Origin of the sequence: Spongiibacter sp. UBA1325, from assembly GCF_002306875.1 — a bacterium.
GTDB classification, from domain to species: Bacteria; Pseudomonadota; Gammaproteobacteria; order Pseudomonadales; family Spongiibacteraceae; genus Spongiibacter; species Spongiibacter marinus.
The window spans coordinates 678,350-701,863 of record NZ_DBTD01000009.1 but is presented as its reverse complement, the minus strand read 5'-3'; the positions used below and the strand labels follow the sequence as shown (position 1 = coordinate 701,863).

The following is a 23,514-nucleotide window of genomic DNA, read 5'->3' as shown; positions in this document are numbered from 1 at the left end:
CAAACACTCCTTTTGTATTTTTGCGCGAATAATTCAGCAACAGGGCAAGGCGCCGTCATCATCAGCCGTACTGAAAGGCAGCGACACGCCGCAGCCTTCAAAGATGCCATAGTGGCGGCCAAAGTCGCCCATAAAATCAAAGTGCTCGGCAAAACGGCTGTCGGCCAGCATTCGCCAGGTATTGCCACACACCGGAAACACCCGACCCACTTCAATAATATGGTGCTTGTCGAGGACAAAGTTCACCGGCGTTTCACGAATGCTGCCACGGTAGCGAACCGCCTGGCCGTAATCTTCACAATCGCTTTCCAAATTATCGAGATTGAACAAGCGATAGGTCGCCGAGAAAAATTCCACGCCAGCCGTTTTTGCTGCAACAGCCGGGTCGGTCATTTCCAAGGGGCGGTCTTCGACTAACCGCGGGTCGGTAAAGCCCTGCCCCTTGGCGAGTTGCACAAAGTCGTTCCAGTACAGGGCGCCGCCCAAACACTCGCCGTAGAGCAATGGATCATCGCGCATTGCCTCGGGAACACGCCGATTGGCGTAAACATCTGAAAAATAGAATTCGCCGCCGGGCTTCAGCAGCCGCTTCACCCCCGCTAACACCGCGGCTTTATCGGGTGATAAATTAATCACGCAATTGGATACCACCACGTCGAAGCTGGCTGGCTCCAGGTCCAATTCGTCCAGGCGCTCAATATAGCCTTGGATAAAGCGCACATTATCAAAGCCGAATTGTTCAGCGTGCCAGGCCTGGGTATCGCGCGCGACCGCTAACTGCTCGTCGGTCATATCCACCCCGACTACCTCGCCCTCCGCCCCCACCATTTGCGCCAGGGCGTAGACATCGCGGCCGCTGCCGCAGCCCAGATCAAGCACGCGCCGCCCCCGCAGCTCCGTGGGACACACCAGCCCACAACCGTAGTAGCGCGACAACACCTCGGGATGCAGCTTGGCCAACAGCGGCTTGAGCCACTCGGGCATGGCACTGGCATCGCAGCAGGCGCTGGTCTTTAAGTCGTCGGAGCTCTGCAGCTGCTTGCCGTAATAATCTTTAACAATATCGTGACTGCTCATCGTGTCATTTCCTTACAATGCCCCACCGCAACTACTGCCCTGCCCCGCTGTACAACCATAGCAATGCCCCGCTACGCGAATTGGCTGCCCTTGCAGCGTTGTAGAAAGCAGGGTCGTTAAGTCAGCGCGCTGATCACCGGCACTCGGCAAGCCGAGCCCCAGCTGCTGGTTAAAGTCGCAGTCGTACAGGTAACCCTGCCAGTCAACGCTGACCAGACTGCGACACATCACCGACGATAAGTTGGCCTCGCTGTAGCTGCCTTTTAGCAGTGCGAGATAATCGTCGAATTGCCCCTTGGAGATAAGCGTGGAGCCGAAGCGCTGAATGGGCATATTGGCCAGCGCAAACAGCGAGTTAAAAACAATGCCAAAGTGCGCCATGAGTTCACGCCGATAATCGGCCTCCAAGCGCTGCTGATTCGGCGGCAGTGTCGGCCCCTGGGGGTTGTACACCAAGTTGAGAACCCGCCCGCTGCCGCTCTGCCCGTAACCCAATTGGTTGAGAGTCTGAAGGCCTGCAATACTTTTATCGAACACACCGTCGCCGCGCTGGGCGTCGACATTTTCCATGGAATAACAGGGCAGCGACGCGACAACTTCTACATCGTTGACCGCCAAAAACTCGGCCAGCCCTTCCTGCTCTGGCTCAAACAAAATTGTCAGGTTACAGCGATCAATCACCTTTACCCCGAGTGCCCTGGCCTTAACAACCAGCTCGCGGAATTGCGGGTGAAGCTCTGGCGCCCCACCGGTGAGGTCCAACACCTGAATATCGCGCGCGCGGAGTACATCGAGCACCAGGGCGATATTGTCCTCGGTCATCATCTCGGTCCGCGTCGGCCCCGCATTCACGTGGCAGTGCAGGCAGCGCTGGTTGCACTTGTATCCCAGGTTCACCTGTAAGGTATCAATAGCGTGGCGATCTATGGCGGGGAATTCGGTCAGCTCTAACAGCGGCAGGGTCTCTTGCATAATTATCCTGTTTATCAACGGTAAGCCGGCTGGGCACATGCAGCCTCTGCTCATAGTTTCACAAGCGTGGCCTTTGTTACAAAATTCGTCAAAAAATGCGCCGCAGCATGTGCAGGCTTACGCGCCAATGCCAGTGACGGAGCAAGCGGCCAGCAAAAAGCAGCAGAATTGCCGAGGGCCGGCGCTGCGATCGCAGGAATTCGTTCAATAATCCACCAATTGACGCGCGCAGAGCCGGAAAATTGATTTATAATGCGCGGTTTTTACGCGACGAGAGCAAAAGCCAATGTCAGCAAAAGTTGCCCTAATCATGGGCTCCAAAAGCGACTGGGACACCATGCGTCCAGCCACCGAGATCATGAGCGAGCTAGGGGTCGAGCACCACGTGGAAGTGGTTTCCGCTCACCGCACCCCCGACAAGCTGATGAGCTTCGCCGAAACAGCCGTCGACAACGGCTACTCGGTGATTATCGCCGGTGCTGGGGGCGCAGCCCATCTACCCGGTATGGTGGCATCGAAAACCCGCCTACCGGTATTGGGTGTGCCTGTGCAGAGCCGCGCACTGAATGGCATGGACAGCCTGTTATCCATCGTGCAAATGCCCAAAGGGATAGCCGTGGGCACACTGGCTATTGGCACCGCGGGGGCGTTTAATGCCGGCTTGCTCGCCTGCCAGATTCTGGCCACCCACGATGCTGAGCTGGCCGAGCGACTTGAACAGTTCCGCAGCAAGCAGACCGACACGGTTCTCGACAATCCAGACCCCCGGGAGGCCTAATGCAAACTGTTTGGGTATTGGGCGCCGGTCAATTGGGCGCCATGCTACAACAGGCCGCGTACCCGCTGGCGCTGCGCGTTGAACCACTCGACCCCGACGTGACCGCGCTACCCAGCATTGGCGACAACGATATTGTTACCGTTGAGCGCGAACAGTGGCCGGAAACAGCGCTGACTCGCCACTTGAGTGAGCACCCGAATTTCGTCAACGCCGATGTTTTTTGGCGCATTGCCGACCGCTTCCACCAAAAATCTCTGCTCGACAGCCTTGACGTTGCCACGGCCCCGTGGCGCGCCGTTGAGCAGGACACCAGCGCCGACGAACTGCACCAGGCACTGGGCAAGGACGTATTACTGAAGCGTCGCACGGGCGGCTACGACGGCAAGGGCCAGTACTGGCTGCACAGTGACAATGCCGACGACGTGCCCGCGGCGTGGCAAGGCACCGCCATCGCCGAGCAGAAAATTCCATTCATGGAAGAGCTGTCTCTGGTCGGCGCCCGCGACAGCAATGGCAAGCACGTGTTTTATCCACTGACACTCAACCTGCACAGCAACGGTATTCTGATGGCGTCCGTTGCGCCGCTGTCTCGCGTGGATCACCTGCAGGGCCAGGCACAGGCCATGCTGGGTAAAATTATGGACGCCATGAACTACGTCGGCGTGATGGCGATGGAGTGCTTCCGGGTTGGCGATGAACTGATCGTCAACGAGCTGGCGCCCCGCGTGCACAACAGCGGCCACTGGACCCAGGCCGGCGCCTGCGTCAGCCAGTTTGAGATGCATTTGCGCGCCGTTGCCAAACTGCCGATCAAGGCACCCGAGGTACGCGGTCATAGCGTGATGATCAACCTGATTGGCATTGAGCGAGATACCCGCTGGATGGCGATTCCCTCTACTCAGTGCTACTGGTATGGCAAAGACGTTCGCCCGGGGCGCAAACTCGGCCATATCAATATCAATCACCCACAGCTGTCGGCGGTCAGCACGGCATTAGAGGCGTTGAAACAGCAGCTGCCGGAAAATTATGGCCCGGTTTTCGACTGGGTAGAAAGCCAGTTAACCTAAGGCGCTTTATTCTGGCGGCACACGCCTGGCCCAGCCGCTTGCTGGGCCAATTGTTGCGTTTTCGCGCCGCTGTAGCTGGCAACGCAGTAGGGCGTAAGGTAGTTGAGCAATAAGCGCGGCAGATCCGGTTCGACACCCGCCCACAGCACTTCACCCTGATTGATCACATTTAATATCGTGCCCACGACGGCAGCCACTTTCAGCGCGGTGAAAACGACCGGCCGCGACATTGCGCTGTGCCAGAACCCCATTCCACTCTCCTTAAACCATTCCCCGCAATGACGCGTCGCGGGACGCGGTGTTACAGCTGCCACTGCTTTTCTTCGGCAGCTTGTTGCCGCAAGCCCTCCAACATTTGGCTCAAGGCCAGCGAGCGCTCACCACGCCGGGTGAGCAAATACACCGGGTAGCTGAACTCGGGGGCGTCGTTCACACGGCGCAGCTGGCCACTGTCAAAGTAGGGCGCTAATACACGGCTGCGAAAATAGCCGCTGCCGCCGCTGGCCAACATCAGCTGCAGGGCCAACGGCCCGAGATTCACCCTACAGCGGTGTTGCTTTGCTCGCGGCAAACTCGCCTCAAATTGCTCGCGAAAGCCCGGCCCCCAATCAACCAGATAAAATGGCCCTGACCGCGATGGCGTTTCAGCCAGAAGGAGCTTTTCTTCCAGCAGCAATTCCACAACGTAGTCGCTGTGGTAACGCGGCAAGTGCACAAGCACGGCATCGAGCTCACCGCACTCTAACTTGGCCAGCAAGGTCTCGGCACTTTCGACACAGGCCTCAAACTGCACCCCGCCCAGTTGTTGCTGGGCCCACTGCAACCAACCGCTCAGCAAGGGATTCCACAGGCTGGTTTCGCCCCCCACCGCCAACCTTGCTTGCTCGGTAAGGGGCTCTGCTAGCGCGTCAACTGCCAGCTGCCACTCACTGAGCAAGCGCTGTGCATGGGGCGCAAAACGCTCCCCTTCCGGGGTTAAGCGCGCGCCTTTGCGGTTTCTCACAAACAGGGCACAGCCGAGCTGCTGCTCCAGGCGCTGCAAACGCACAGTCACCGCCGTTTGACTGATATGCAGGCGCTCAGCGGCCGCCAGCAAACTCCCGGCGCTCACTATCTCCATAAAGGTCTTTAACAGGGTTCTGTCCACAGCCGGCGCCGCCTATTTAAATTCACTTTTATGGAATTTTAATATGATTAATATTCCATAAACATAATAATTATTGCTCGTTAGAATGCACGCCCTAAATTGGTGCCATGCCAAACCGGCAAAGCCAGTCAAAGGGCCCATCGCACGTGCCAAGCCACCACGTTCATCAGCCTCTCGCCCGCCTACTTGGCGTTGAGGCCAACACCACTTCCCATGCTGAGAAGTGGCTATCGATTATCGGCAGCACACTCGGCATGGCCTTCGCCTGCTGGCTGAGCAGCCAGCTGCCCGGCGGGAATTCGCTGGCCTGGATGCTCGCCTCAACAGGCGCCAGTGCGGCCCTGATTTTCGCCATCCCCCACGGGGCACTGTCTCAACCCTGGCCAGTAGTGGGCGGGCATGTTATCTCGGCTTTTATCGGCGTGAGCTGCCAGCGCTATTTACCCGCCCACGAATTCGCCGCGATCGCGGCAACGGGGCTATCTATTGCGGCGATGTACTACCTGCGCTGCCTGCACCCTCCCGGCGTGGCCACCGCGCTATTTGCCGTGATGGGCGGGCCAGAGATTCACCAGCTGTCGTACTCACTTTTGCTTAACCCGGTGCTGCTGAATGCCTGCACTCTGGTGTTGGCAGGCCTGCTGTTTAACAACCTGTTTCCCTCGCGCCGCTACCCCAGCACCCTCGCACGCGGCGCCGCAGCAACATCGAGTTTGCAAGAAGAGGACGTCGCCAAGGCGCTGCGCGAGCTGGACTCCTTTGTCGATATCAGCCCAGAGGATTTGAGCCGCCTGTACACTTGCGCCAATACTTTTGCGGCGCAGCGCCGCCGCGACTGGCAACATCGCGAATCGCGTATATTGCGTCTGCGTCCGCGCATGAAAGCCCAGCCACACCCGCGATCTCGCAAGCAAAAGCGCGCTAACTGAGGTAGTCGACCTGGCGAAACTGCTCTGCTAAAAAGTCGACAAAGGCGCTGACCTTGGCGGATAGATGACGGTTGTGGGGATAAACCGCCCACACGGCAGTATCGGCGGGTTGATAGTTCTGCATCACTGCTTGCAGGCGCCCTGCCTGCAGGTCCTCGTAAACGTAAAACTCTGGCAACTGCACCAAACCCAGCCCGCGGCGCGCCGCCGCCAATAGCGCATGGCCATTGTTGCTGCGCCAGCGCCCCTCAACCTTGAGTTCGACATGCTGACCACGGGAATCGCGAAACCGCCACGTGGGTAAAGAACCCACCAGGCAACTGTGTTCGCGCAGATCCTCTACGCTATTGGGCACGCCATAGAGGTCGAAGTAGTCGCGGCTTCCACAAATTAACAAGCGCCTTTCGGCGATTCGCCGGGCGATCAACGACGAGTCCTTAAGCACCCCTGCGCGAATTGCCAGATCGTAACCTTCTTCCAGCAAGTCGATGTTGCGATTATTAAAATCCAGCTGCAGATTCACGGCGGGGTAACGCTTTAAAAATTCTGCCGCCGCTGGCGCCACGTAACGTTCACCAAAGGCCCCTGCCACCGTCACCCGCAGATTGCCCTGTGGGCTGGCCTGCTGCTGCATAACCGCCTGCTCAGTTTCTTGCATTTGCCCGAGAATACTTTTGCAGCGCTGAAAGTATGCCTCGCCGATTTCACTCAACACCAAACGCCGGGTGCTGCGAGTAAGCAGTTGCACACCGAGGTGATTTTCCAGACGGCTGAGCTGACGGCTGGCATGGGATTTTGACATCCCCAAATGCTGCGCGGCCGCCGAAAAACTGCCCTGCTCCACCACGGCAACAAACACCTCCACCGCTTCCCAATGTTTCACGGCCGCCCCTTATTGTTGTCATATAAAAACAATGAGTTTACCAAATAGTGGATTATCGTTGATCAGTTATCAATTTAGACTAGCGCCATTGACCAATACTGGGAGACACCCATGAAAACAAAAGCTGCTGTCGCCTTTGGCGCTGGAAAGCCCCTGGAAGTACTCGATGTGGACCTCGAGGGCCCACGCGCCGGTGAAGTGATGATTGAATTAAAGGCCACCGGTATTTGCCATACTGATGCCTTTACTCTATCTGGTGATGACCCGGAGGGAGAGTTCCCCACCATTCTCGGCCACGAGGGCGCTGGCATTGTGGTGGAAGTCGGCGCGGGCGTTACCAGCGTTAAACCCGGTGACCATGTTATTCCCCTGTATACCCCGGAATGCCGCCACTGCGACTTCTGTCTGCATCCCAAAACCAACCTGTGTCAGTCGATCCGCACCACCCAGGGTCAGGGTTTAATGCCGGACGGCACTAGCCGCTTCTCCCTCGACGGCACTCCACTCAAGCACTATATGGGTTGCTCAACCTTCTCCAACTTTACGGTGCTGCCAGAAATCGCTGTGGCGAAAATTCGTGAGGACGCACCCTTTGATAAAGTCTGCTACATCGGCTGTGGCGTCACCACAGGCGTCGGCGCGGTTGTCTTCGATGCCAAGGTAGAGCCCGGTAGCAATGTCGTGGTGTTCGGCTTGGGAGGCATCGGCCTCAATGTTATTCAGGGCGCACGCATGGCGGGCGCGAATATGATTGTCGGCGTGGACATTAACCCCAGTAAGGTCGAACTGGCGAAGAAATTCGGCATGACCCACTTTCTCAACCCCAAGGAAGTGCCGGATATTGTTGAAGCCATTGTCGAGCTTACCAAAGGCGGTGCCGACTACAGTTTTGAGTGCATAGGCAATGTCACCACCATGCGCCAAGCACTGGAGTGCTGTCACAAGGGCTGGGGGGAATCCGTGGTCATTGGCGTGGCCGGCGCTGGCCAGGAAATTTCAACGCGCCCCTTTCAACTGGTGACCGGCCGGGTCTGGCGAGGTTCCGCCTTTGGTGGCGCACGCGGCCGCACCGATGTACCGAAAATCGTCGACTGGTACATGGATGGCAAGATCAATATCGACGACCTGATCACCCACACCATGCCGCTTGAGGACATCAACAAGGGCTTTGACCTAATGCATGCGGGCGAGAGCATTCGCTCCGTCGTACTGTATTAATCGGGGGAAGACGATGGAGAAAATTGCAGAGCACCGCTGTTTTGGCGGCCGACAACTTCGCTACCGCCACCAAAGCCAGACACTGAACTGCTCAATGCAGGTGTCCGTTTTTCTGCCCCCCCAGGCGAAAAACGCCAAGGTGCCGGTACTGTACTGGCTCTCCGGACTCACTTGCAGCGACGAAAACTTCGTGCAAAAAGCAGGCGCGCAGCAATTTGCCGCTCGCTATGGCGTGGCGATCGTCGCACCGGATACCAGCCCGCGCGGAGAGGGCGTTGCCGACGACCCCGACGGCGCCTACGATCTGGGCCTGGGGGCGGGCTTTTATGTCAATGCCAGCCAGCAACCCTGGGCTGAACACTACCAAATGGAGAGCTATATCAGCACCGAGCTGCCAGAACTAGTAAGTGCACACTTACCTGTTGATGCCAGCCGCTGTGGTCTATTCGGCCATTCCATGGGCGGGCACGGCGCGCTGACTCTCGGCTTAAAATACCCCGAGCGCTTCCACAGTTTGTCGGCGTTCGCGCCCATTAGCTCGCCAATGAACTGCCCTTGGGGAGAAAAGGCACTCGGCCAGTACTTGGGGGAAGATCGTGAGCAGTGGCAGCAAGCGGACAGCTGCTTTTTGATTCGTGAGCACGGCGCCACTGCCCCGCGCATTCTGGTTGACCAGGGCAGCGACGATGACTTTTTAGAGAGTCAGCTTAAACCCGCGTTGCTGCAGGCCGCAGCCACAGCCGGCGGCGCTGACCTGACTCTGCGGATGCAAGAGGGCTACGACCACAGTTACTTTTTTATCGCGAGCTTTATTGAAGACCATATTCGCTTTCACAGCGAGCAACTCGGGCCGACTCACAATCGTTGAGTCACTCCTGTTGCAGCGAAAAATTCGCCGTTCGAAGAATGAGAGGGAACATTTGCTTATTCTAAATGAGCGGCGCAGCGGCGGCGGACTCAGTCCGCCGTTTTCTCAAACAGTAAGTCCCACACGCCGTGGCCCAGGCGTTCACCGCGACGCTCAAATTTTGTCACCGGCCGGTACTCCGGGCGCGGCGCGAATTGGCCTTCGCCCTCGCAGTTGGTAAAACCGGGCGCGGCTGACATGACCTCCATCATGTGCTCAGCGTAGTTTTCCCAGTCAGTCGCTAAGTGAATCACGCCACCGGGCTGCAGTTTTTTGCGCAATAACTGAACAAATTCCGGCTGAATTAGACGACGCTTGTGGTGGCGCTTTTTATGCCAGGGGTCAGGGAAATACACCTGCACTCGGCTTAAGCTCTCATCAGCGATACAGCGCTCTAACACTTCAACGGCATCGTCGCAGTAGGCGCGCAAATTCTCGATACCGGACTCATCGATTAAATGCATCAGACGTCCGACACCGGGGCTGTGCACTTCTACACCGATAAAGTTTTTCTCTGGCGCGGCAGCGGCCATGGTGGCCAGCGAGTCGCCCATACCGAAACCGATTTCCAACACCGTTGGTGCGCGGCGGCCGAACACCTCGTCCAGGTCTATCGCGCCCTTTTCAAGCTCCAGCCCCTTGCTTGGCCAGTGCAAATCGTAGGAGCGCTTTTGGCCTTCGGTCATCCGCCCGGTACGCAGTACAAAGCTGCGAATTCGGCGCATTTTGGTGTTCTCTTCACTCATTGCACACCTCTTAGGGCTGCCACCATCAGGCAAATCCACGCCGCAAGAAAACACAAGCCACCCACCGGGGTGATCGCCCCCAGCACTTTAATACCACTAATCGACAGGGCGTAAAGGCTGCCACTAAACAGCACAATACCTATGCCAAAGAACCATGTGGCCGCACGCAGCGCACCGTGTTGTACGCCCAACTGCATCAATAACGCGACGGCCAATAACGCAAAGGTATGATAGAAGTGATACTGCACGGCCGTTTCATACACGGCCACCATGTCAGCCGATAAACGACCCTTTAAGCCATGGGCACCAAAGGCGCCCAAGGCCACAGCGAAAAAGCCGGAAAGCCCGGCCAGAAAGAAAGTGATCGACGCCATACTGCCCCCACGAAAACAGCGCGTATTGTAAGGGCTGGAAGCCGATAGGCAAAGCTGCCGGCGGCAGCGTCGCAATTAGACAATTAGAAAGGCACGCGGTATTCAACCCCGAGCGCCAAATTATTCACATCTTGCCGGCGATATTGATTGAGGCGGTATTCCGCCACCGCATACCACTGCTGCCACAGCCGCCAGCCGAGTTGTAGCTCGGCAACCATCGGGTTGGCCGGGAAGCCCTCAGGTAGGTCTTCATTAAAGGTGTGATCAATAAACCCAGCGAGGTATAGGCGCTCACTCACGGCGGGAGAACTCCAGCGCCAGCTATGCTCCAACTGCCAAACCGATTCGTCGCGGTCGTCAATTTGCAGGGCGTGCAGGGTCAGCGAATAGGTCAGATTGAGTTGCGCAAACAGTTGGCGAAACCACGAACTATCATTCAGGCGCCACCGCAGGCCAAAGCGCAGTCGGTCATTGTCCTCGCCGGTGCGCATATTATGCTGCACGCTTAGATCGAGCGACGGTACTGCCGCCAACTGCCGACGCAGATTTTGCTCGGTGTAATAGCTATTCGTTTCCGACAGCTCAGCCGTAGCCGGCTGGTTATAGAAATTGATAAAACCAAAGTATGACCAGCGTTCGGAAAGCCGGGCGCCAATATTCAGCGTGAAAACCGAATCGCTTTCTACGTCATCAAGGTAGGGGTATAGGTTAAAATCCAAAAAGCCCTTGCCATAGGCGTGCCACGGGCACAGTAACAACGCGCCGCACAATACGATGCAGCGCTTGCCGCCGCGTGCTGAAAGCCAAGGGAGTGTCATTATTCTTTGCCCCGCCACACCAAACCTTGGCCATTTGTAGCGCGTCCCTCAGCGGGGGAACATGCGTATTTATGCGTGGCAGCCCGCAAAAAAAACGCCCCGACTAGCGGGGCGTTTTCAGGTGTTACTGGGGAGGGCCGCAGCGGGGGCGCTTACGCCATGGCCGCCTTAAGCTTTTTCATCGCCGCTTTTTCCAGTTGTCGAATGCGTTCAGCGGAAACGCCGTAGCGGTCTGCCAACTCGTGCAGCGTCGCTTTGCTCTCAGCCAACCAGCGGCTTTGCAGGATATCCCGGCTACGCTCGTCCAGCTCGTCCAGCGCCAGCGCTAAACTCTGGTGGTTGCTCTCTTCCCAGTTGTCAGCTTCCAGCAGGCGCGCGGGGTCTTGGCTGTTGTCTTCCAGGTAATGCACCGGCGCGACGAAACTGCTGTCGTCGTCGCTGTCGCTGGCATCGAAGCCGACATCCACCGAACTCAGGCGCCCTTCCATACGGCGCACTTCAGTGACATCGACGCCGAGATCACTGGCCACGGCGTGGGCCTCGTCATTACTCAGCCAAGCCAGCTGTTTCTTCGCACTGCGCAGATTGAAAAACAACTTACGCTGCGCCTTGGTGGTTGCTACTTTCACAATGCGCCAGTTGCGCAATACGTATTCGTGAATTTCCGCCTTGATCCAGTGCACCGCAAAAGACACCAAACGCACCCCTTTGCTGGGATCAAAGCGCTTAACCGCCTTCATCAGGCCGACATTGCCTTCCTGAATCAGGTCAGCCTGGGGCAGGCCATAGCCACTGTAGCTTTTAGCAATGTGCACCACAAATCGAAGGTGCGACATAACCAACTCGCGGGCCGCCTCAAGGTTGCCACGATAGTGAAGTTCTTCCGCCAGTTCCCGCTCACGCTCAACACTGAGCACCGGGATACTGCCTACTGCTTGAATATATGCAGAGAGATCACCACCCGGCACAAGTTGCTGTACTGGCTGCAGATGGGTGCTCATGCACATCCTCCTCACTGGTTACGGCCTCCCTCGCGGGGGCCCAAAAATACCGACTGCTTATTAGATGCCTAATAGTCGAAAAGTTCAAGACTAAAAGCCCGCTCAAGTGCCCGAAGTCACTGGCCGCGGGGGTTACAGCTCGTTAATAAACACCACTACAAAAATTCTTGGAATACGGGTTCACCGTCAAAATGGGCATCCAACTGCGCAATCAGCGCATAGACACCCATGAGTTTACGCATAACGTAAAGGAAGTCCTTAGGGGGCAACGCAAAATACGTGCTGATGGAGGCCGCCACTGCCCGCTTGGCAATACGTTTAGGAAGGTTGCTGCGCCGCCAGTCGTAAAGGCCGTCGGCGCTACGCGCCTCATCCGGGGCCTGGGAGGCTGAGCGCAGCGGCTCGCCGATATCCATACCAATGTCCACGAAGTTATCCAGCACGCTGTCCGGGAAGTGCTCCTTCATAAAACCCAGATCAATACTGCACTGCCGGAACACCTCGCGATCGCGACGGTAAGCGGCACGCATCATCTCGCAAAAACGCTCGGCGAAGTCCGGCGGCAACAGTCGCATGGCGCCGAAATCCAGTAACACTAACTGGTCGTCGCCATCGTCATTAATACGCACGCGGTAATTGCCAAAATTGGGGTCGGTCTGCATACGCTGCCAGCGAAACAGCTCGGTAAGAAACAGCCTCAGCAGCGCCTCGCCCAGCGCGTTGCGGCGCGCCTGCGACAATACCTCGACGTCGCAAGCAGCCACGCCCAGCGAACTCTCATAGCTCATGGTGAGCACACGCTTAGTGCAGTAGCGGTCGTAACTGCGGGGCACCACATAGCGCGCTTCACCGCTCAGGCGCTGGCGGGCGAAATCGAGATCGCGTTTTTCCTGCTCGTAATCGACTTCTTTGTGCAAGAGCTGGCGGATATCACCAAACCAGTCATCAATATTACGCGTGGCATCCAGCAGCCGAGACAGTTTCAACAGCCCCATCAACGCCTGGAAGTCGGCGTCGATAGTTTTATCCACGCCGGGGTACTGCACCTTCACGCACAGCTGTTCACCACTGCTGCGCAAAACGGCCCTGTGTACTTGGCCTAGCGAGGCGGCGGCGAGCGGCTCGGTGTCGATATCCAGCTCAGCAAGGCGCTCTTCGCCCAGCTCTTTTTCCAACACCTTGCGAATCGCCCGCCAGCTCATTGGCGGCGTGTCGTCCTCCAGTGAATGTAGCGCGTCAGCAACTTCTGGCGGCATTAAGTAATCGGCATAAGTGGCCATCACCTGGCCAATTTTCACCACACTGCCCTTCAATTTACCCAGCTCTGCGATAAAGAATTCAATGTTCTCACGGCGCTGAGCCAGGGCGGCCTCCTCATCGTTGGAAAAGCGCTCGCGCAGCGACTGGCGCAAGGCTCGGCTGCCGTAGCGCAGCCCCACTTTGGATAATTCCAGGCGGCGCGAAAAACCACCGGTTTTAATGCGGTGCAGGGACTTTTCTTTATCACTCATAACTACGTGGCACTGGGCGGGGAAATTGGCGGATGAGCGGCCTAGGGCCAGTCATCCCCGTAGTCGTGCAGCAGCTCTTCGCCAGGGGCGATATCTCGCAGCGCGACCACACTAAAGTCGTCATAGTAGATCACGTTGGCCGGCCGGCCGTGATTGATGTACTTCAAGGAGCAGCAAACATCCACGTCGCGGCCATCCGCCAGGCTCAAGGTGTGCAAACCCGGCTCTACTGTCGGCGCTGTTTCGCACCAGCCAATCACGGTATCGGCGGCAATAGCCCGGCGAGCAAACAAGCCCTTGCCATGCAAAGGGCTGTTGCGCACCTTATATAAACGCGAACCGGCCATCGCCGTGCTTAGTCTTCCAGCATGCGCATCAGGGCTGCCCAGCTCTGGCTGTCAGCCTTGGCGTCATAGCTCAATGGCAGACCGTATTTTTTACCGACGGCCGTGGCACCGGGGTTGGTAAAGCTATGCTGAACGCCAGGGAAGCTCATCAGCTGTAAATCCACACCTGCAGAAGACATCTCCTCAACGAAGGCGCCGACTTGCTCAGCGGGCACCATGGGGTCAGCCCCACCTGTGGCCACCAGCACCTTGGCTTTCACCGCGCCCGTTTGCGCCGGGGTTTCGGTACCCAGGCTACCGTGAAAACTCGCCACTCCCGCCAAATCCAGCCCGCGACGCGCCTGATTCAACACCACAGCGCCACCAAAGCAGTAGCCAATCGCGTAGATATCACCTTTGGTTTGGCGCTTCAAAATAGCCATCGCCGCATCAAAGCGGGCATTCATTTTTTCCGGCTCAGCGAGTGCTGCATTCATAAAGGCCGTGGCATCTTTTGGATGGCTCGCTGTTTTGCCGTGTCCGTACATGTCGACAGCAATGGCGGTATAGCCAGCCTCAGCAAGCATCTTGGCGCGCTTGCGAGCGTAATCATTTAAGCCCCACCATTCGTGCACCACAACAACTGCGGGAGCGTCACTGCGCTTGGCCTTGTACAACATTGCAGCCCCGAGATCGTCCGGCAGCTGAACCTTCTCGGCGGCCAGTGATTGGCTGACGCCCGACAAGGCCAAAATGGCGGCGAACAATAACGAAAAAAGTCGCATTAATTTTTCTCTCCCTGATTAACAGCCTCAATGAAAAACCACATCGTGGTTCGTATTCTCAACATTACAGACTACACTCTACATCAACACCCAGTGGTGATGATAACTCTTGCGGTACGGACCCAAGTCTCATGTCGATTTTTGACCTCCACCCAGGCGCCGCAGCCAGTGCCTTTCTCCTTAGTTTACTGCTTGGCTACATCTGGTATTCACCGCGAGTATTCGGCGACGCCTGGCGTTTAGAGCAGGGGCTCAGCGATAAAGCGGCTGGCCCGGAATCGTCGTTGCTGGCAATGGCGAGCGCCTGCTTGCTGCAAAGCTGGATGGTTGGGGTGCTGGTGATGTTGCTGCACAAGGGCTTGCTTCCGTCTGGCACAATGATGCTTTGCCTCAGCAGCTATATTAGCGTGGCCTGGCTATTGCGCCGGGTGCAGGCTAAAAATCGCAAGGTCGCCCTTATTGATTGCAGTTTTTTGGGCGCGACCACCATTCTCAGTTACTTGATGCACAGCATCATTTATTAGCGCTCACATCATGCTGCGCTCCACCTCCCGCAATCGGCGGGAATGATAGCGACAGTTCTTGCGCAACCAGAGCTCCCGGCTTTTTCGCGCCCGCTTCATGGCGGCACCACTTTTATAGCCCTTCAACTTACGACCATCGCGCAAGGCCTGCTGCAAACGCACCGCCTCTCGCTTGGCACTTTTACACTGTGGCCAATCCGCTGCATTGGCACCCTCCAATGACAGCAGTGACACCGCTAGTCCGACAATGATCCACCCACGCATCTCGACAACCTCCCTGTTGCGACGCGACCTCTCCCCCTGAAGCTAGAACAGTAACCTCGCCTGCGCAACGTACTGTTACTGATGCACCCCCACTGGCATAATAGCGGCTTTGTCACCACACCGACCGGATGCTCCCGATATGTCCCGCCAGAACCTCTCTGACTACCTTTCCTCTAACGCGCCTTCATCGACACTGGCACAACTGATTTTGTCGATTGCCGAGGTCAGCCGCGCCATTCGCGACGACCTGTCCGGCGGCGCGCTGAATGATATTCTCGGTGCCGCCGGTGCAGAGAACGTTCAGGGAGAAGAGCAAAAGAAGCTGGACGTGATCGCCAACGAGCGCATTAAAACCGCACTGTCAGCATTGCCCAGCGTGCGCGGCATTGCCTCTGAAGAGGAAGATGAGGTCGTCGCCGCCCACAATGATGGCGAATTTTTGGTCACGTTCGACCCACTGGACGGCTCGTCAAATATCGATATAAACAGTATGGTCGGCACCATTTTTTCGGTGCTCGGCAGCCGCGGCGAAGGCGCCGTTAGCGAGGCCGAGTTCTTACAGCCGGGCCGCCAACAATTGGCTGCGGGGTATGTACTTTACGGGCCATCTGTAATGCTGGTATTAACCCTAGGCAAAGGCGTGGTGATGTTTACCTACGAGCCGAATTCGGGGGAATACCTGCTCACCGAGGCCGAGGTCAGCATTGCCAGGGAGTGCAAGGAATTCGCCATTAATATGTCGAACCAGCGCCACTGGCACCCCGCTATGCAGCGCTATATTGGTGAACTGCTACAGGGCAGCGAAGGCCCCAGAGGCAAGAATTACAACATGCGCTGGGTGGCAGCGATGGTGGCCGATGTGCACCGCATACTGTGTCGCGGCGGTCTGTTCTGCTACCCCTGGGACGCCCGCAAACCCGAGCAGGCCGGCAAACTGCGCCTGATGTACGAGGCGAACCCAATGGGACTGCTCGTCGAGCAAGCCGGCGGCAAAGTCTGCACCCCCGACGGGAATATTCTCGACATTCAGCCCGAGCATATCCACCAGCGCGTCCCCGTGATCCTCGGCGCCGCGGATGAAGTGACGCAGTGCCTGGACTATCACCAGCAATAAAGAAACGCTAGCGCCGCCTTGCCCTGCGCAGGCGGCAGCACTCGCTTAAAACCGCTTAAAGACTTCTACACCGTAAAACCGGGGATCCCCCAGCGCTTGAGCATAAGTCCCCAGCGACTCACCCGTTGCCACAGCACCAATATCGTAGCGCTCATCGGTGGCATTTTTCACGTAGGCGGCGATGTTCAGGTCGTTCTCGCGATTGCTCCAGCTCAGGCGCAGGTCGACCAGCATATAGTCGTCGGCATACACCAAGCCCGGGTTGCGCTTGGCCACGTCCCAGGAGGCGTCATCCAAGCCCATATACACTTCACCCTTGTAGCTCAAATCAATACGCGGCGTAAACAACCCCACCTCTGTATTCAAGGTGTACTGAGCACCCAGTGCCGCCGTTTTCCTCGGCGACACCGCAAACTCTTCATCACTGCGATCGATTGCAACGCTGTCGCCCGCCACCGCCAGCGGTAGCAGAGCCGTATCTTCAAACTCGACAAAGCTGTAGTTGTTATTGCTGTAGCTCAGGGTAATCAAGGTATTCATGGTCGGCAGCCACGTCAGCTCCATCTCGCCGCCCTCAATCGTCGACTCGCCGGCATTTTGCGAGGTCACGATCAGCGAATTGGCCGAGTCCACGCTCACGGTGATCAGCTGCATATTTTCGAAGGTCATGGCATACAGCGCCACATTGAAGCGCAGCGACCGCTCCAGTGCGTCTATCTTGAAGCCGATTTCACGGTTTTCCAGCAACTCCGGTTCAACCACCGCTAAGCCATCGACCCCGCTGGGCTCGTGAAAGCCCGACTTGAAGCCATTGCTCCACGTGGCATAGACCATGGCGGAATCCACCAGACTATTTTCCAGTAGCGACTCCGGCAGCACCCAGGAGGTTGATGCCATCGGCGTGAACTCCTTAAAGGTGCTGCTGGTTTCGTAGTTTTTGGCAGCGCCTAATGGCGCACCGATGATATCGGGGTAGGCCTCTCGCAGAATATCCTGGGCAATACTCAGCGGGTCCTGAGACCACGTGCCCAGAAAAGTATGAATGCCCATCGACGGCTCGACCGGCACAAATCGCGGGTCAGCCGAGGTCAAGGCGGTAGACACCGCCGCCAGGTCGGCCTCGCGTGTAGCCAGTTCGGAGTCGCGACTCTCTTCGGTGTAGCGACCGCCGACGGTCAGCTCCCAGTCCTCGGTAATGTGCCACGTTGCTTGCGCAAAGGCCGCCGCTGTCTCGCCGAATATTTCAAAATCCTGCACCGTCGCCAGAGGCACCAGCGCGCCCAGCACCGGAGGGTTAGTGCCACCCGGGGGGATCAATGCCGGGTTGGGGACTTGCCCGGCCAACAACTGCGCCAAGGAGGTGGAATCGGCACCGACCAATGGGCTACCGACCATAAAGCGCTCGTTCTTATATTCATCTTGCCAGAACAGCCCCGCCGTGTAGTCTACGGCGCCATCGAATAGCCGGCCGTTGAATTGCAATTCTAAGGTCAGCGATTCCTGGTCGCTGTCACCCAACACGATGCCGCGCAAAAAGGGCGCTGGGCCGCCTTCATCCGCATTGCTCTGAGGCCCGCCTTTCACCGCGTCGCGGTAGCCAAAAATACCCTTGATACTGTGATCGGCATTGAGCTCCCAGTCTGCCGTCGCGCCGAGCAGCACAACATCTTGATCTTTAACCTGATACTGCTGATCGCCCTGATTGGTCACCAAATCGGGCAGCTTATCCCGGTCATTCGCCTCGCAGTTGTCGCGATACGCCCGGGGGTTGCTCGGGTCAGTATCGCCCGGCCACAGCAGGCCGAGGCCATCCACAAACAAGGCATCATCATTGACAATTTTGCAGTGATAGGTGGGATAGCGCTCGCGAATTTTGCCGAGAAAGGTCAGGGTATCCAGTGTCAGGCTATCACTGGCGAGCCAGCGGGTTTGAAAGATGGCCGAGAGTCGGTCAATGGACTGCGTGTCGCCGATACTGCGGTCCTCAAGAAAGCCGTCGCGGCGGTGGCTATTCACTGACAGGCGAGTAAGGAAGTCCTCACTCACCGGCATATTTACCGCTGCCCGCAGCCGGTTCTCGCCATAGCTACCCAGGCCGCCCTCCACATAACCACCGGCAACATCCTCAGGTTTGCTCAGCGTGAAAACCAGTGCGCCGCCGGTATTGTTTTTGCCAAACAAGGTGCCCTGAGGGCCGCGCAGCACCTGCACACTGTCGACGTCGATAGTATCCAGCAGCTGGCCATCCGGGCGCGGAATAAATATACCGTCCAGATAAACACTCACCGAGGGATCGAAGCGCGCCATCGGCGCCCGCTGACCAATACCGCGAATAAAGATCTGCGCAGACGTACTGTCGTTAATCTGCAAGCTGGGCACCGATTTACTCAACTCAGTGGTGCTCAAAATGCCCTGGGCACGCAAGTCGTCACCGCTCATCGCGGTGACAGCAACCGGTGTTTCCTGCAAATTTTCCGAGCGCTTACGGGCGGTTACCAGCACCTCTTCTATAGTACCGCCCATTTTTTCCTTGGCGGCAACTGGCGCTTGTTGAGCAAATGCCGGGCTCGCACCCAGCAGCAACACGCAGCCGGGCAGCAAGCCCCGGCCGACGCAGGAGAACATACGCATAGTGAGTACCATCTGTAATTATTCATTATTGTTATGGCGCGCCAAAACACGCGACGCACATATGTAGCCTAACTACAGCAACGCTAAAACACAATGTTTTCGTTATGGGTCTTTGCGAATTTAAAGGAGGAGAGAACAAGAAGCGCCCCACCACCCGGCCGGTGGTGGGGGAAAAGGTTGAACAGGCAGGCTTAGAGAACCGCCTCAGCTAAAAACTCCATGGTTTCGACCGACGTCTCAAAGTGATCGCGGTGACCGATCATCAGGCTGGTCACCGGTGATTTCTTCCAGTCCTGCAAGCGCTCTTTAATTCGCTCCTTCGGACCCACCAGGGAAATTTCATCCACCAAGGCATCCGGCACGGCCTGGATCGCCTCTTCGTGTTTGCCCTCGTACCACAGGTCCTGCACTTTTTCGGCTTCGTCGCCAAAGCCCATGCGTCCCATCAAGTTCTTATGGAAGTTATCTTTGCGGGCGCCCATGCCGCCGAGATAGAGAGCCATGGTCATCTTGCCCGGGAACATCGCTTCTTCGAGGTTATCGTTAATGATGCAATTCACCATGGCATTAATTTCGAAGCCCTCAGGCTTATTTGCCAGACTTTCCTCAAAGATATCCATACGGTAGGGCGAGACAAATATCGGCATCCAGCCGTCGAATCGCTCTGCCGCAAGAGCGATGTTCTTAGGCCCTTCAGCGCCGAGAAATACCGGAATCTTATTGCGCAGCGGATGGGTAATACTCTTCAGGGGCTTGCCCAGACCCAGGCTATCCGGCCCGTTGTAGGGCAGGTTGTACTGCTTGCCGCTGAATTCCACCGGCGCCTCACGGGCAATCACCTGCTGGAAGATATCCAACCACTCACGCGTGCGCTCCAAAGGGCGCTTAAACTGCTGGCCATACCAGCCCTCAACAACCTGCGGCCCCGATACCCCCACGCCCAGACACAGGCGACCGTTGGAAATATGGTCGAGGGTCAGTGCCGACATCGCGGCGCACACGGGGGTACGCGCCGAAATTTGCATAACGCCGGTACACAGTCGAATCTTAGAGGTCATTGCGGCGATCGCCGCCAAGGGGGTAAAACAGTCGGAGCCGTAGGCTTCCGCTGTATACACAGAGTCAAAGCCGAGGTTTTCCGCAGCCTGTGCAAGTTCGATAAAGCGATCTGTGGGTTGCTTTTGAAAGTAGCCCAAATGTAAGCCGAGTTTCATGGCCGCGTCCTTCTAACTGTGCGAATAAGCGCTCAGTATAGAAAGGTGGCTTGCGCAGACCTATGGCAAAACAGCTCAATTGGCATTTTGGCAGTGGCGAAAAAGATCAGCTGCCCACCGTGGGTGGCTGGGTATTGGCCACCCACTCCCACCACTGGTGCTCGCCCTCTGGCTTATCCTTATCTTGGCAGCGATACACATTCCACGTGACCAGGTAATCCGGGTTGTCGACAGCGTGGCCAGCGCCATCGCGGTATTGACCTGGCGGCGCAATAAACCACGGCGAAATGGACGAGGGCAGGGTAAATTCCTCACCCTGAAGCGGGCGCAGAGTAATGCCGTCGCTCGGCGTTACCCGCACGACCTTGCCCGACAGCATGCGCTGCTGCAATGCGGCGCCGTCTACATCAAAGTAGCTCAGCGCCACCAGGGCCGTTTTATCCAGCAGCGCCTCAAGGCGTTCCAGCTCAGCCATCAGTGCGCTGACTTAGAACAGCAAGCGGCAGCGGATAGTGTCGGGAATCTGCGACAACTTCTCTTGAGCCAAGGCCCCAGAGTCCTTATCCAGATCCATGACCACGTAACCGACTTGGTCGTTGGTTTGCAGGTACTGACCCGAGATATTGATATTGTTCTCAGAGAAAATCTGGTTAATGGCACTGAGAATACCCGGCACGTTGCGGTGCACGTGCAAAATACGGTGTTTGCCTGGGTGGGCCGGCAGCGCCACTTCAGGGAAGTTAACCGACGAGGTTGTTGTGCCATTGTCAGAGTATTTCACCAGCTTATCGGCCACTTCCAGACCGATGTTTTGCTGAGCCTCTACCGTTGAACCACCGATATGCGGCGTGAGGAAAACGTTGTCGAATTCACGCAGCGGCGAGATAAACTCGTCGTTATTGCCGCGCGGCTCTTCGGGAAATACATCGATTGCAGCGCCTGACAAGCGGGCATCGCTCAGCGCGTTACACAAGGCATCGATATCAACAACCGTACCGCGCGAGGCGTTGATCAGGATCGCCCCGCTCTTCATCTGGGCCAGCTCATTGGCACCGATCATATCCTGCGTGGACGCCGTTTCCGGCACATGAAGGCTGACAATATCGGAGGTCGCCAGCAATTCACCCAAACTCACTTGAACAGCATTGCCCAGTGGCAGCTTGTTCACAACATCGGTAAAGCACACCTCCATACCCAGACCTTCCGCGATAACCGAAAGCTGCATACCGATAGAACCGTAGCCGATAATTCCCAGGCGCTTACCGCGAATTTCATAAGAGCCGACAGCACTTTTCATCCACTCGCCACGGTGGGCCGCGGCGTTCTTTTCAGCAATGCCGCGCAACAGCAAGATCGCTTCGGCGATCACCAGCTCGGCGACCGAGCGCGTGTTGGAGAACGGCGCATTGAAGACCGCAATACCGCGCTCAGTTGCCGCTTTTAGGTCTACTTGATTTGTGCCGATACAGAAGCAACCCACCGCGATCAATTTCTTCGCCGAATCAAACACGTCAGCCGTCAGCTGGGTACGCGAGCGAATGCCAACAAAATGGGCATCGGCGATCTTTTGCTTTAGCTCATCGTCGGGCAGGGCCTTCTGATAGTAGTCGATGTTGCTGTAGCCAGCGGCGTGGAGTGCGTCTACGGCGGACTGGTGAACACCTTCTAAGAGAAGGAATTTAATCTTGGCCTTGTCTAGGGAGGTTTTTGCCATCGGGGATGTGCTCTCGGAGGGGAAATATGAAAGCGCAATATGGTATCATAAAACGCTTTTCCTGTAGTCAATTTCCGAGGCAATTTGCCATGTCTTCCGCCAATCCCCATTCCTCTCCAGAGCGTGTTATTGCTGAGCTTCAAGCCATTGTTGGCGAAGACAAAGTTCGCTGCGACGCCGACACCCTTCACAGCCACGGCCGAGACTGGACCAAGGCCTGGGAGCCCGCACCACTGGCGGTCGTTTTTCCGCGCAGCACCGAGCACGTTCAAGCCATTGTTAAACTGGCCAACGCCGAACAGCTGGCAGTGGTACCAAGTGGCGGTCGCACCGGCCTGAGCGGCGGCGCCGTGGCTGCCAACGGCGAGGTGGTTGTCTCCTTCGACTATATGAACCAGCTCAGTGACTTCAACGCTATCGACCGCACCGTGCGCTGTCAGGCTGGCGTGATTACCGAACAGCTACAGCACTTCGCCGACGAGCAGGGCCTCTACTATCCCGTCGACTTCGCCTCTGCGGGCTCCTCGCAGATTGGCGGTAATATTTCCACAAATGCTGGCGGTATCAAGGTTCTTCGCTGGGGCATGACCCGCGACTGGGTTGCCGGGCTGACCGTTGTCACCGGCGCTGGCGACATACTGGAATTGAACAACGGCCTGCTTAAAAACAATGCCGGCTACGACCTTCGCCAGCTGTTTATCGGTGCCGAGGGCACCCTCGGACTGATCTGCGAAGCAACGATGCAGTTAACCCGACAACCGAAAAACCTCACCGCCTTTGTACTGGGTGTTGAGAACTTCGATGGCATCATGAACCTGTTCAACCGTTTTCAATCAGAAATGGACCTGACTGCCTTCGAGTTTTTCTCCGAGCAAGCGCTGCAAAAAGTCGTTGAGCACAGCAAATTGCCGCGCCCCTTCGAGTCGACGTGCCCGTACTACGCCCTACTGGAATTCGAAAAACTCAACGACGAAACCGAAGAACAGGCAATGGCCTTATTCGAAGCCTGCGTAGAGGAAGGCTGGGTACTCGATGGCGTAATGAGCCAAAGCCTTGAGCAGCTAAAAAACCTGTGGCGTCTGCGCGAGGATATCTCCGAAACCATTTCACGATGGACGCCCTATAAAAACGATATTTCCACGGTCATTTCAAAAGTCCCCAACTTCCTCAGCGAAGTCGAGAATATCGTAAATAGCGAATACCCGGATTTTGAGATCATTTGGTTTGGACACATTGGCGACGGAAATCTACACCTGAATATTCTCAAGCCAGACAGTCTGGATAAAAGTGAATTCTTTGAGCAATGTGGCAAGGTCAGTCTGGCGGTGTTCGATATTGTGCAACGCTTCGGCGGCAGCGTATCGGCCGAGCACGGTGTCGGCCTGCTGAAAAAAGACTATCTACAATACTCGCGCAGCCCCGAGGAAATTGCGCTGATGCGTCACGTGAAGCAGGTTTTTGACCCCAACGGTGTAATGAACCCAGGAAAAATTTTCGACTAAAAGGGCTTTGCC

General features: G+C 56.8%; 25 protein-coding genes. 8 read left to right on the top strand and 17 right to left on the bottom strand.

Going from position 1 to position 23,514, the window contains the following annotated elements:
• Positions 1–33: 33 nt before the first annotated feature.
• Together B3K78_RS11795 and arsS are read right to left on the bottom strand one after the other, a co-directional pair.
• Positions 34–1,077 (bottom strand): methyltransferase domain-containing protein, encoded by a 1,044-nt coding sequence (locus tag B3K78_RS11795; RefSeq protein WP_286695621.1) that lies wholly within the window; start codon positions 1,075–1,077, stop codon positions 34–36.
• Between the two features lie 12 nt (positions 1,078–1,089).
• Entirely contained in the window at positions 1,090–2,049 is a 960-nt protein-coding gene (gene arsS / locus B3K78_RS11790) for an arsenosugar biosynthesis radical SAM (seleno)protein ArsS (RefSeq protein ID WP_286695620.1), read from the bottom strand.
• A gap of 286 nt (positions 2,050–2,335) precedes the next feature.
• On the opposite strand from arsS, the gene purE reads away from it, so the two are divergent.
• Both purE and purK read left to right on the top strand, forming a co-directional pair.
• Positions 2,336–2,827 carry a 5-(carboxyamino)imidazole ribonucleotide mutase gene (purE, locus tag B3K78_RS11785; RefSeq protein WP_027875119.1) on the top strand — a complete coding sequence of 164 codons (492 nt, stop codon included), beginning with the start codon at positions 2,336–2,338 and terminating at the stop codon, positions 2,825–2,827.
• A complete protein-coding gene (gene purK / locus B3K78_RS11780) occupies positions 2,827–3,894 on the top strand; it encodes a 5-(carboxyamino)imidazole ribonucleotide synthase (RefSeq protein WP_286695619.1) in 1,068 nt (355 codons plus the stop codon). Before purE ends, purK begins: the two co-directional genes overlap by 1 nt.
• Here the strand turns inward: purK and nrtS are convergent.
• Both nrtS and B3K78_RS11770 read right to left on the bottom strand, forming a co-directional pair.
• Positions 3,891–4,145 (bottom strand): nitrate/nitrite transporter NrtS, encoded by a 255-nt coding sequence (nrtS, locus tag B3K78_RS11775; protein ID WP_286695618.1) that lies wholly within the window; start codon positions 4,143–4,145, stop codon positions 3,891–3,893. The two genes, purK and nrtS, sit on opposite strands and share 4 nt — an antisense overlap.
• 50 nt (positions 4,146–4,195) lie before the next feature.
• On the bottom strand, positions 4,196–5,041 hold the full coding sequence (locus tag B3K78_RS11770; protein WP_204996104.1) for a LysR family transcriptional regulator: 846 nt from the start codon (positions 5,039–5,041) through the stop codon (positions 4,196–4,198).
• A 146-nt stretch (positions 5,042–5,187) separates the two neighbouring features.
• On the opposite strand from B3K78_RS11770, the gene B3K78_RS11765 reads away from it, so the two are divergent.
• On the top strand, positions 5,188–5,970 hold the full coding sequence (locus B3K78_RS11765) for an HPP family protein (RefSeq protein ID WP_286695617.1): 783 nt from the start codon (positions 5,188–5,190) through the stop codon (positions 5,968–5,970).
• On the opposite strand, the gene B3K78_RS11760 is transcribed toward B3K78_RS11765, so the two are convergent.
• Complete coding sequence (locus B3K78_RS11760) at positions 5,963–6,853, bottom strand: LysR family transcriptional regulator (protein WP_286695616.1); 891 nt, start codon at positions 6,851–6,853, stop codon at positions 5,963–5,965. The two genes, B3K78_RS11765 and B3K78_RS11760, sit on opposite strands and share 8 nt — an antisense overlap.
• Positions 6,854–6,964: 111 nt before the next feature.
• Here B3K78_RS11760 and B3K78_RS11755 point away from each other — a divergent pair, with 111 nt between their 5' ends.
• A complete protein-coding gene (locus tag B3K78_RS11755; protein ID WP_027875124.1) occupies positions 6,965–8,071 on the top strand; it encodes an S-(hydroxymethyl)glutathione dehydrogenase/class III alcohol dehydrogenase in 1,107 nt (368 codons plus the stop codon).
• Positions 8,072–8,084: 13 nt separating this feature from the next.
• The gene (gene fghA, locus B3K78_RS11750; protein WP_286695615.1) at positions 8,085–8,939 is read left to right on the top strand and encodes an S-formylglutathione hydrolase; all 855 of its coding nucleotides are present in this window, start codon (positions 8,085–8,087) and stop codon (positions 8,937–8,939) included.
• Between the two features lie 89 nt (positions 8,940–9,028).
• Here fghA and trmB read toward each other — a convergent pair whose 3' ends face one another.
• The 7 genes from trmB to B3K78_RS11715 all read right to left on the bottom strand — a co-directional run bounded on the left by trmB (position 9,029) and on the right by B3K78_RS11715 (position 14,539).
• On the bottom strand, positions 9,029–9,724 hold the full coding sequence (gene trmB, locus B3K78_RS11745; protein WP_204996101.1) for a tRNA (guanosine(46)-N7)-methyltransferase TrmB: 696 nt from the start codon (positions 9,722–9,724) through the stop codon (positions 9,029–9,031).
• Entirely contained in the window at positions 9,721–10,098 is a 378-nt protein-coding gene (locus B3K78_RS11740; protein WP_286695614.1) for a DUF423 domain-containing protein, read from the bottom strand. Before B3K78_RS11740 ends, trmB begins: the two co-directional genes overlap by 4 nt.
• An 83-nt stretch (positions 10,099–10,181) precedes the next feature.
• Positions 10,182–10,916 (bottom strand): hypothetical protein, encoded by a 735-nt coding sequence (locus B3K78_RS11735; protein WP_286695613.1) that lies wholly within the window; start codon positions 10,914–10,916, stop codon positions 10,182–10,184.
• A 152-nt stretch (positions 10,917–11,068) separates the two neighbouring features.
• A complete protein-coding gene (gene rpoH, locus B3K78_RS11730; RefSeq protein WP_286695612.1) occupies positions 11,069–11,917 on the bottom strand; it encodes an RNA polymerase sigma factor RpoH in 849 nt (282 codons plus the stop codon).
• A gap of 155 nt (positions 11,918–12,072) precedes the next feature.
• Positions 12,073–13,428: an ABC1 kinase family protein gene (locus B3K78_RS11725; RefSeq protein ID WP_286695611.1), complete on the bottom strand. Its 1,356-nt coding sequence runs from the start codon at positions 13,426–13,428 to the stop codon at positions 12,073–12,075.
• Positions 13,429–13,469: 41 nt separating this feature from the next.
• The gene (locus tag B3K78_RS11720; protein ID WP_204996097.1) at positions 13,470–13,775 is read right to left on the bottom strand and encodes an SET domain-containing protein; all 306 of its coding nucleotides are present in this window, start codon (positions 13,773–13,775) and stop codon (positions 13,470–13,472) included.
• An 8-nt stretch (positions 13,776–13,783) separates the two neighbouring features.
• Entirely contained in the window at positions 13,784–14,539 is a 756-nt protein-coding gene (locus tag B3K78_RS11715; RefSeq protein ID WP_286695610.1) for a dienelactone hydrolase family protein, read from the bottom strand.
• 131 nt (positions 14,540–14,670) lie between these two features.
• On the opposite strand from B3K78_RS11715, the gene B3K78_RS11710 reads away from it, so the two are divergent.
• Positions 14,671–15,063, top strand: coding sequence for a DUF1761 domain-containing protein (locus tag B3K78_RS11710; protein ID WP_286695609.1), 393 nt, complete (start codon positions 14,671–14,673; stop codon positions 15,061–15,063).
• 3 nt (positions 15,064–15,066) lie between these two features.
• On the opposite strand, the gene B3K78_RS11705 is transcribed toward B3K78_RS11710, so the two are convergent.
• Positions 15,067–15,327 (bottom strand): hypothetical protein, encoded by a 261-nt coding sequence (locus tag B3K78_RS11705; RefSeq protein ID WP_286695608.1) that lies wholly within the window; start codon positions 15,325–15,327, stop codon positions 15,067–15,069.
• A gap of 139 nt (positions 15,328–15,466) precedes the next feature.
• Between B3K78_RS11705 and B3K78_RS11700 the strand changes: the two genes are divergently transcribed.
• Positions 15,467–16,441 carry a class 1 fructose-bisphosphatase gene (locus B3K78_RS11700; RefSeq protein WP_286695607.1) on the top strand — a complete coding sequence of 325 codons (975 nt, stop codon included), beginning with the start codon at positions 15,467–15,469 and terminating at the stop codon, positions 16,439–16,441.
• Positions 16,442–16,486: 45 nt separating this feature from the next.
• Here B3K78_RS11700 and B3K78_RS11695 read toward each other — a convergent pair whose 3' ends face one another.
• The 4 genes from B3K78_RS11695 to serA form a co-directional block, all read right to left on the bottom strand.
• Complete coding sequence (locus tag B3K78_RS11695; RefSeq protein WP_286695606.1) at positions 16,487–19,072, bottom strand: TonB-dependent receptor; 2,586 nt, start codon at positions 19,070–19,072, stop codon at positions 16,487–16,489.
• 191 nt (positions 19,073–19,263) lie between these two features.
• Complete coding sequence (locus tag B3K78_RS11690) at positions 19,264–20,286, bottom strand: LLM class F420-dependent oxidoreductase (RefSeq protein ID WP_286695605.1); 1,023 nt, start codon at positions 20,284–20,286, stop codon at positions 19,264–19,266.
• Between the two features lie 106 nt (positions 20,287–20,392).
• Entirely contained in the window at positions 20,393–20,761 is a 369-nt protein-coding gene (locus B3K78_RS11685; RefSeq protein ID WP_286695604.1) for a hypothetical protein, read from the bottom strand.
• 12 nt (positions 20,762–20,773) lie between these two features.
• Positions 20,774–22,000, bottom strand: a complete 1,227-nt coding sequence (serA, locus tag B3K78_RS11680) for a phosphoglycerate dehydrogenase (RefSeq protein ID WP_204996090.1) — start codon at positions 21,998–22,000, stop codon at positions 20,774–20,776.
• Between the two features lie 89 nt (positions 22,001–22,089).
• Here serA and B3K78_RS11675 point away from each other — a divergent pair, with 89 nt between their 5' ends.
• Complete coding sequence (locus tag B3K78_RS11675) at positions 22,090–23,502, top strand: D-2-hydroxyglutarate dehydrogenase (RefSeq protein WP_286695603.1); 1,413 nt, start codon at positions 22,090–22,092, stop codon at positions 23,500–23,502.
• Positions 23,503–23,514 lie beyond the last annotated feature (12 nt).

What these genes read in the sequence shown, in the direction of transcription:
- B3K78_RS11690 (WP_286695605.1), bottom strand. Translation starts at nt 20,286, where the DNA reads ATGAAACTCGGCTTACATTTGGGCTACTTTCAAAAGCAACCCACAGAT.
- B3K78_RS11700 (WP_286695607.1), top strand. Translation starts at nt 15,467, where the DNA reads ATGTCCCGCCAGAACCTCTCTGACTACCTTTCCTCTAACGCGCCTTCA.
- serA (WP_204996090.1), bottom strand. Translation starts at nt 22,000, where the DNA reads ATGGCAAAAACCTCCCTAGACAAGGCCAAGATTAAATTCCTTCTCTTA.
- nrtS (WP_286695618.1), bottom strand. Translation starts at nt 4,145, where the DNA reads ATGGGGTTCTGGCACAGCGCAATGTCGCGGCCGGTCGTTTTCACCGCG.
- B3K78_RS11675 (WP_286695603.1), top strand. Translation starts at nt 22,090, where the DNA reads ATGTCTTCCGCCAATCCCCATTCCTCTCCAGAGCGTGTTATTGCTGAG.
- B3K78_RS11715 (WP_286695610.1), bottom strand. Translation starts at nt 14,539, where the DNA reads ATGCGACTTTTTTCGTTATTGTTCGCCGCCATTTTGGCCTTGTCGGGC.
- trmB (WP_204996101.1), bottom strand. Translation starts at nt 9,724, where the DNA reads ATGAGTGAAGAGAACACCAAAATGCGCCGAATTCGCAGCTTTGTACTG.
- B3K78_RS11725 (WP_286695611.1), bottom strand. Translation starts at nt 13,428, where the DNA reads ATGAGTGATAAAGAAAAGTCCCTGCACCGCATTAAAACCGGTGGTTTT.
- arsS (WP_286695620.1), bottom strand. Translation starts at nt 2,049, where the DNA reads ATGCAAGAGACCCTGCCGCTGTTAGAGCTGACCGAATTCCCCGCCATA.
- B3K78_RS11705 (WP_286695608.1), bottom strand. Translation starts at nt 15,327, where the DNA reads ATGCGTGGGTGGATCATTGTCGGACTAGCGGTGTCACTGCTGTCATTG.
- B3K78_RS11695 (WP_286695606.1), bottom strand. Translation starts at nt 19,072, where the DNA reads ATGCGTATGTTCTCCTGCGTCGGCCGGGGCTTGCTGCCCGGCTGCGTG.
- purK (WP_286695619.1), top strand. Translation starts at nt 2,827, where the DNA reads ATGCAAACTGTTTGGGTATTGGGCGCCGGTCAATTGGGCGCCATGCTA.
- rpoH (WP_286695612.1), bottom strand. Translation starts at nt 11,917, where the DNA reads ATGAGCACCCATCTGCAGCCAGTACAGCAACTTGTGCCGGGTGGTGAT.
- B3K78_RS11685 (WP_286695604.1), bottom strand. Translation starts at nt 20,761, where the DNA reads ATGGCTGAGCTGGAACGCCTTGAGGCGCTGCTGGATAAAACGGCCCTG.
- B3K78_RS11710 (WP_286695609.1), top strand. Translation starts at nt 14,671, where the DNA reads ATGTCGATTTTTGACCTCCACCCAGGCGCCGCAGCCAGTGCCTTTCTC.
- B3K78_RS11740 (WP_286695614.1), bottom strand. Translation starts at nt 10,098, where the DNA reads ATGGCGTCGATCACTTTCTTTCTGGCCGGGCTTTCCGGCTTTTTCGCT.
- purE (WP_027875119.1), top strand. Translation starts at nt 2,336, where the DNA reads ATGTCAGCAAAAGTTGCCCTAATCATGGGCTCCAAAAGCGACTGGGAC.
- B3K78_RS11735 (WP_286695613.1), bottom strand. Translation starts at nt 10,916, where the DNA reads ATGACACTCCCTTGGCTTTCAGCACGCGGCGGCAAGCGCTGCATCGTA.
- B3K78_RS11755 (WP_027875124.1), top strand. Translation starts at nt 6,965, where the DNA reads ATGAAAACAAAAGCTGCTGTCGCCTTTGGCGCTGGAAAGCCCCTGGAA.
- fghA (WP_286695615.1), top strand. Translation starts at nt 8,085, where the DNA reads ATGGAGAAAATTGCAGAGCACCGCTGTTTTGGCGGCCGACAACTTCGC.
- B3K78_RS11795 (WP_286695621.1), bottom strand. Translation starts at nt 1,077, where the DNA reads ATGAGCAGTCACGATATTGTTAAAGATTATTACGGCAAGCAGCTGCAG.
- B3K78_RS11720 (WP_204996097.1), bottom strand. Translation starts at nt 13,775, where the DNA reads ATGGCCGGTTCGCGTTTATATAAGGTGCGCAACAGCCCTTTGCATGGC.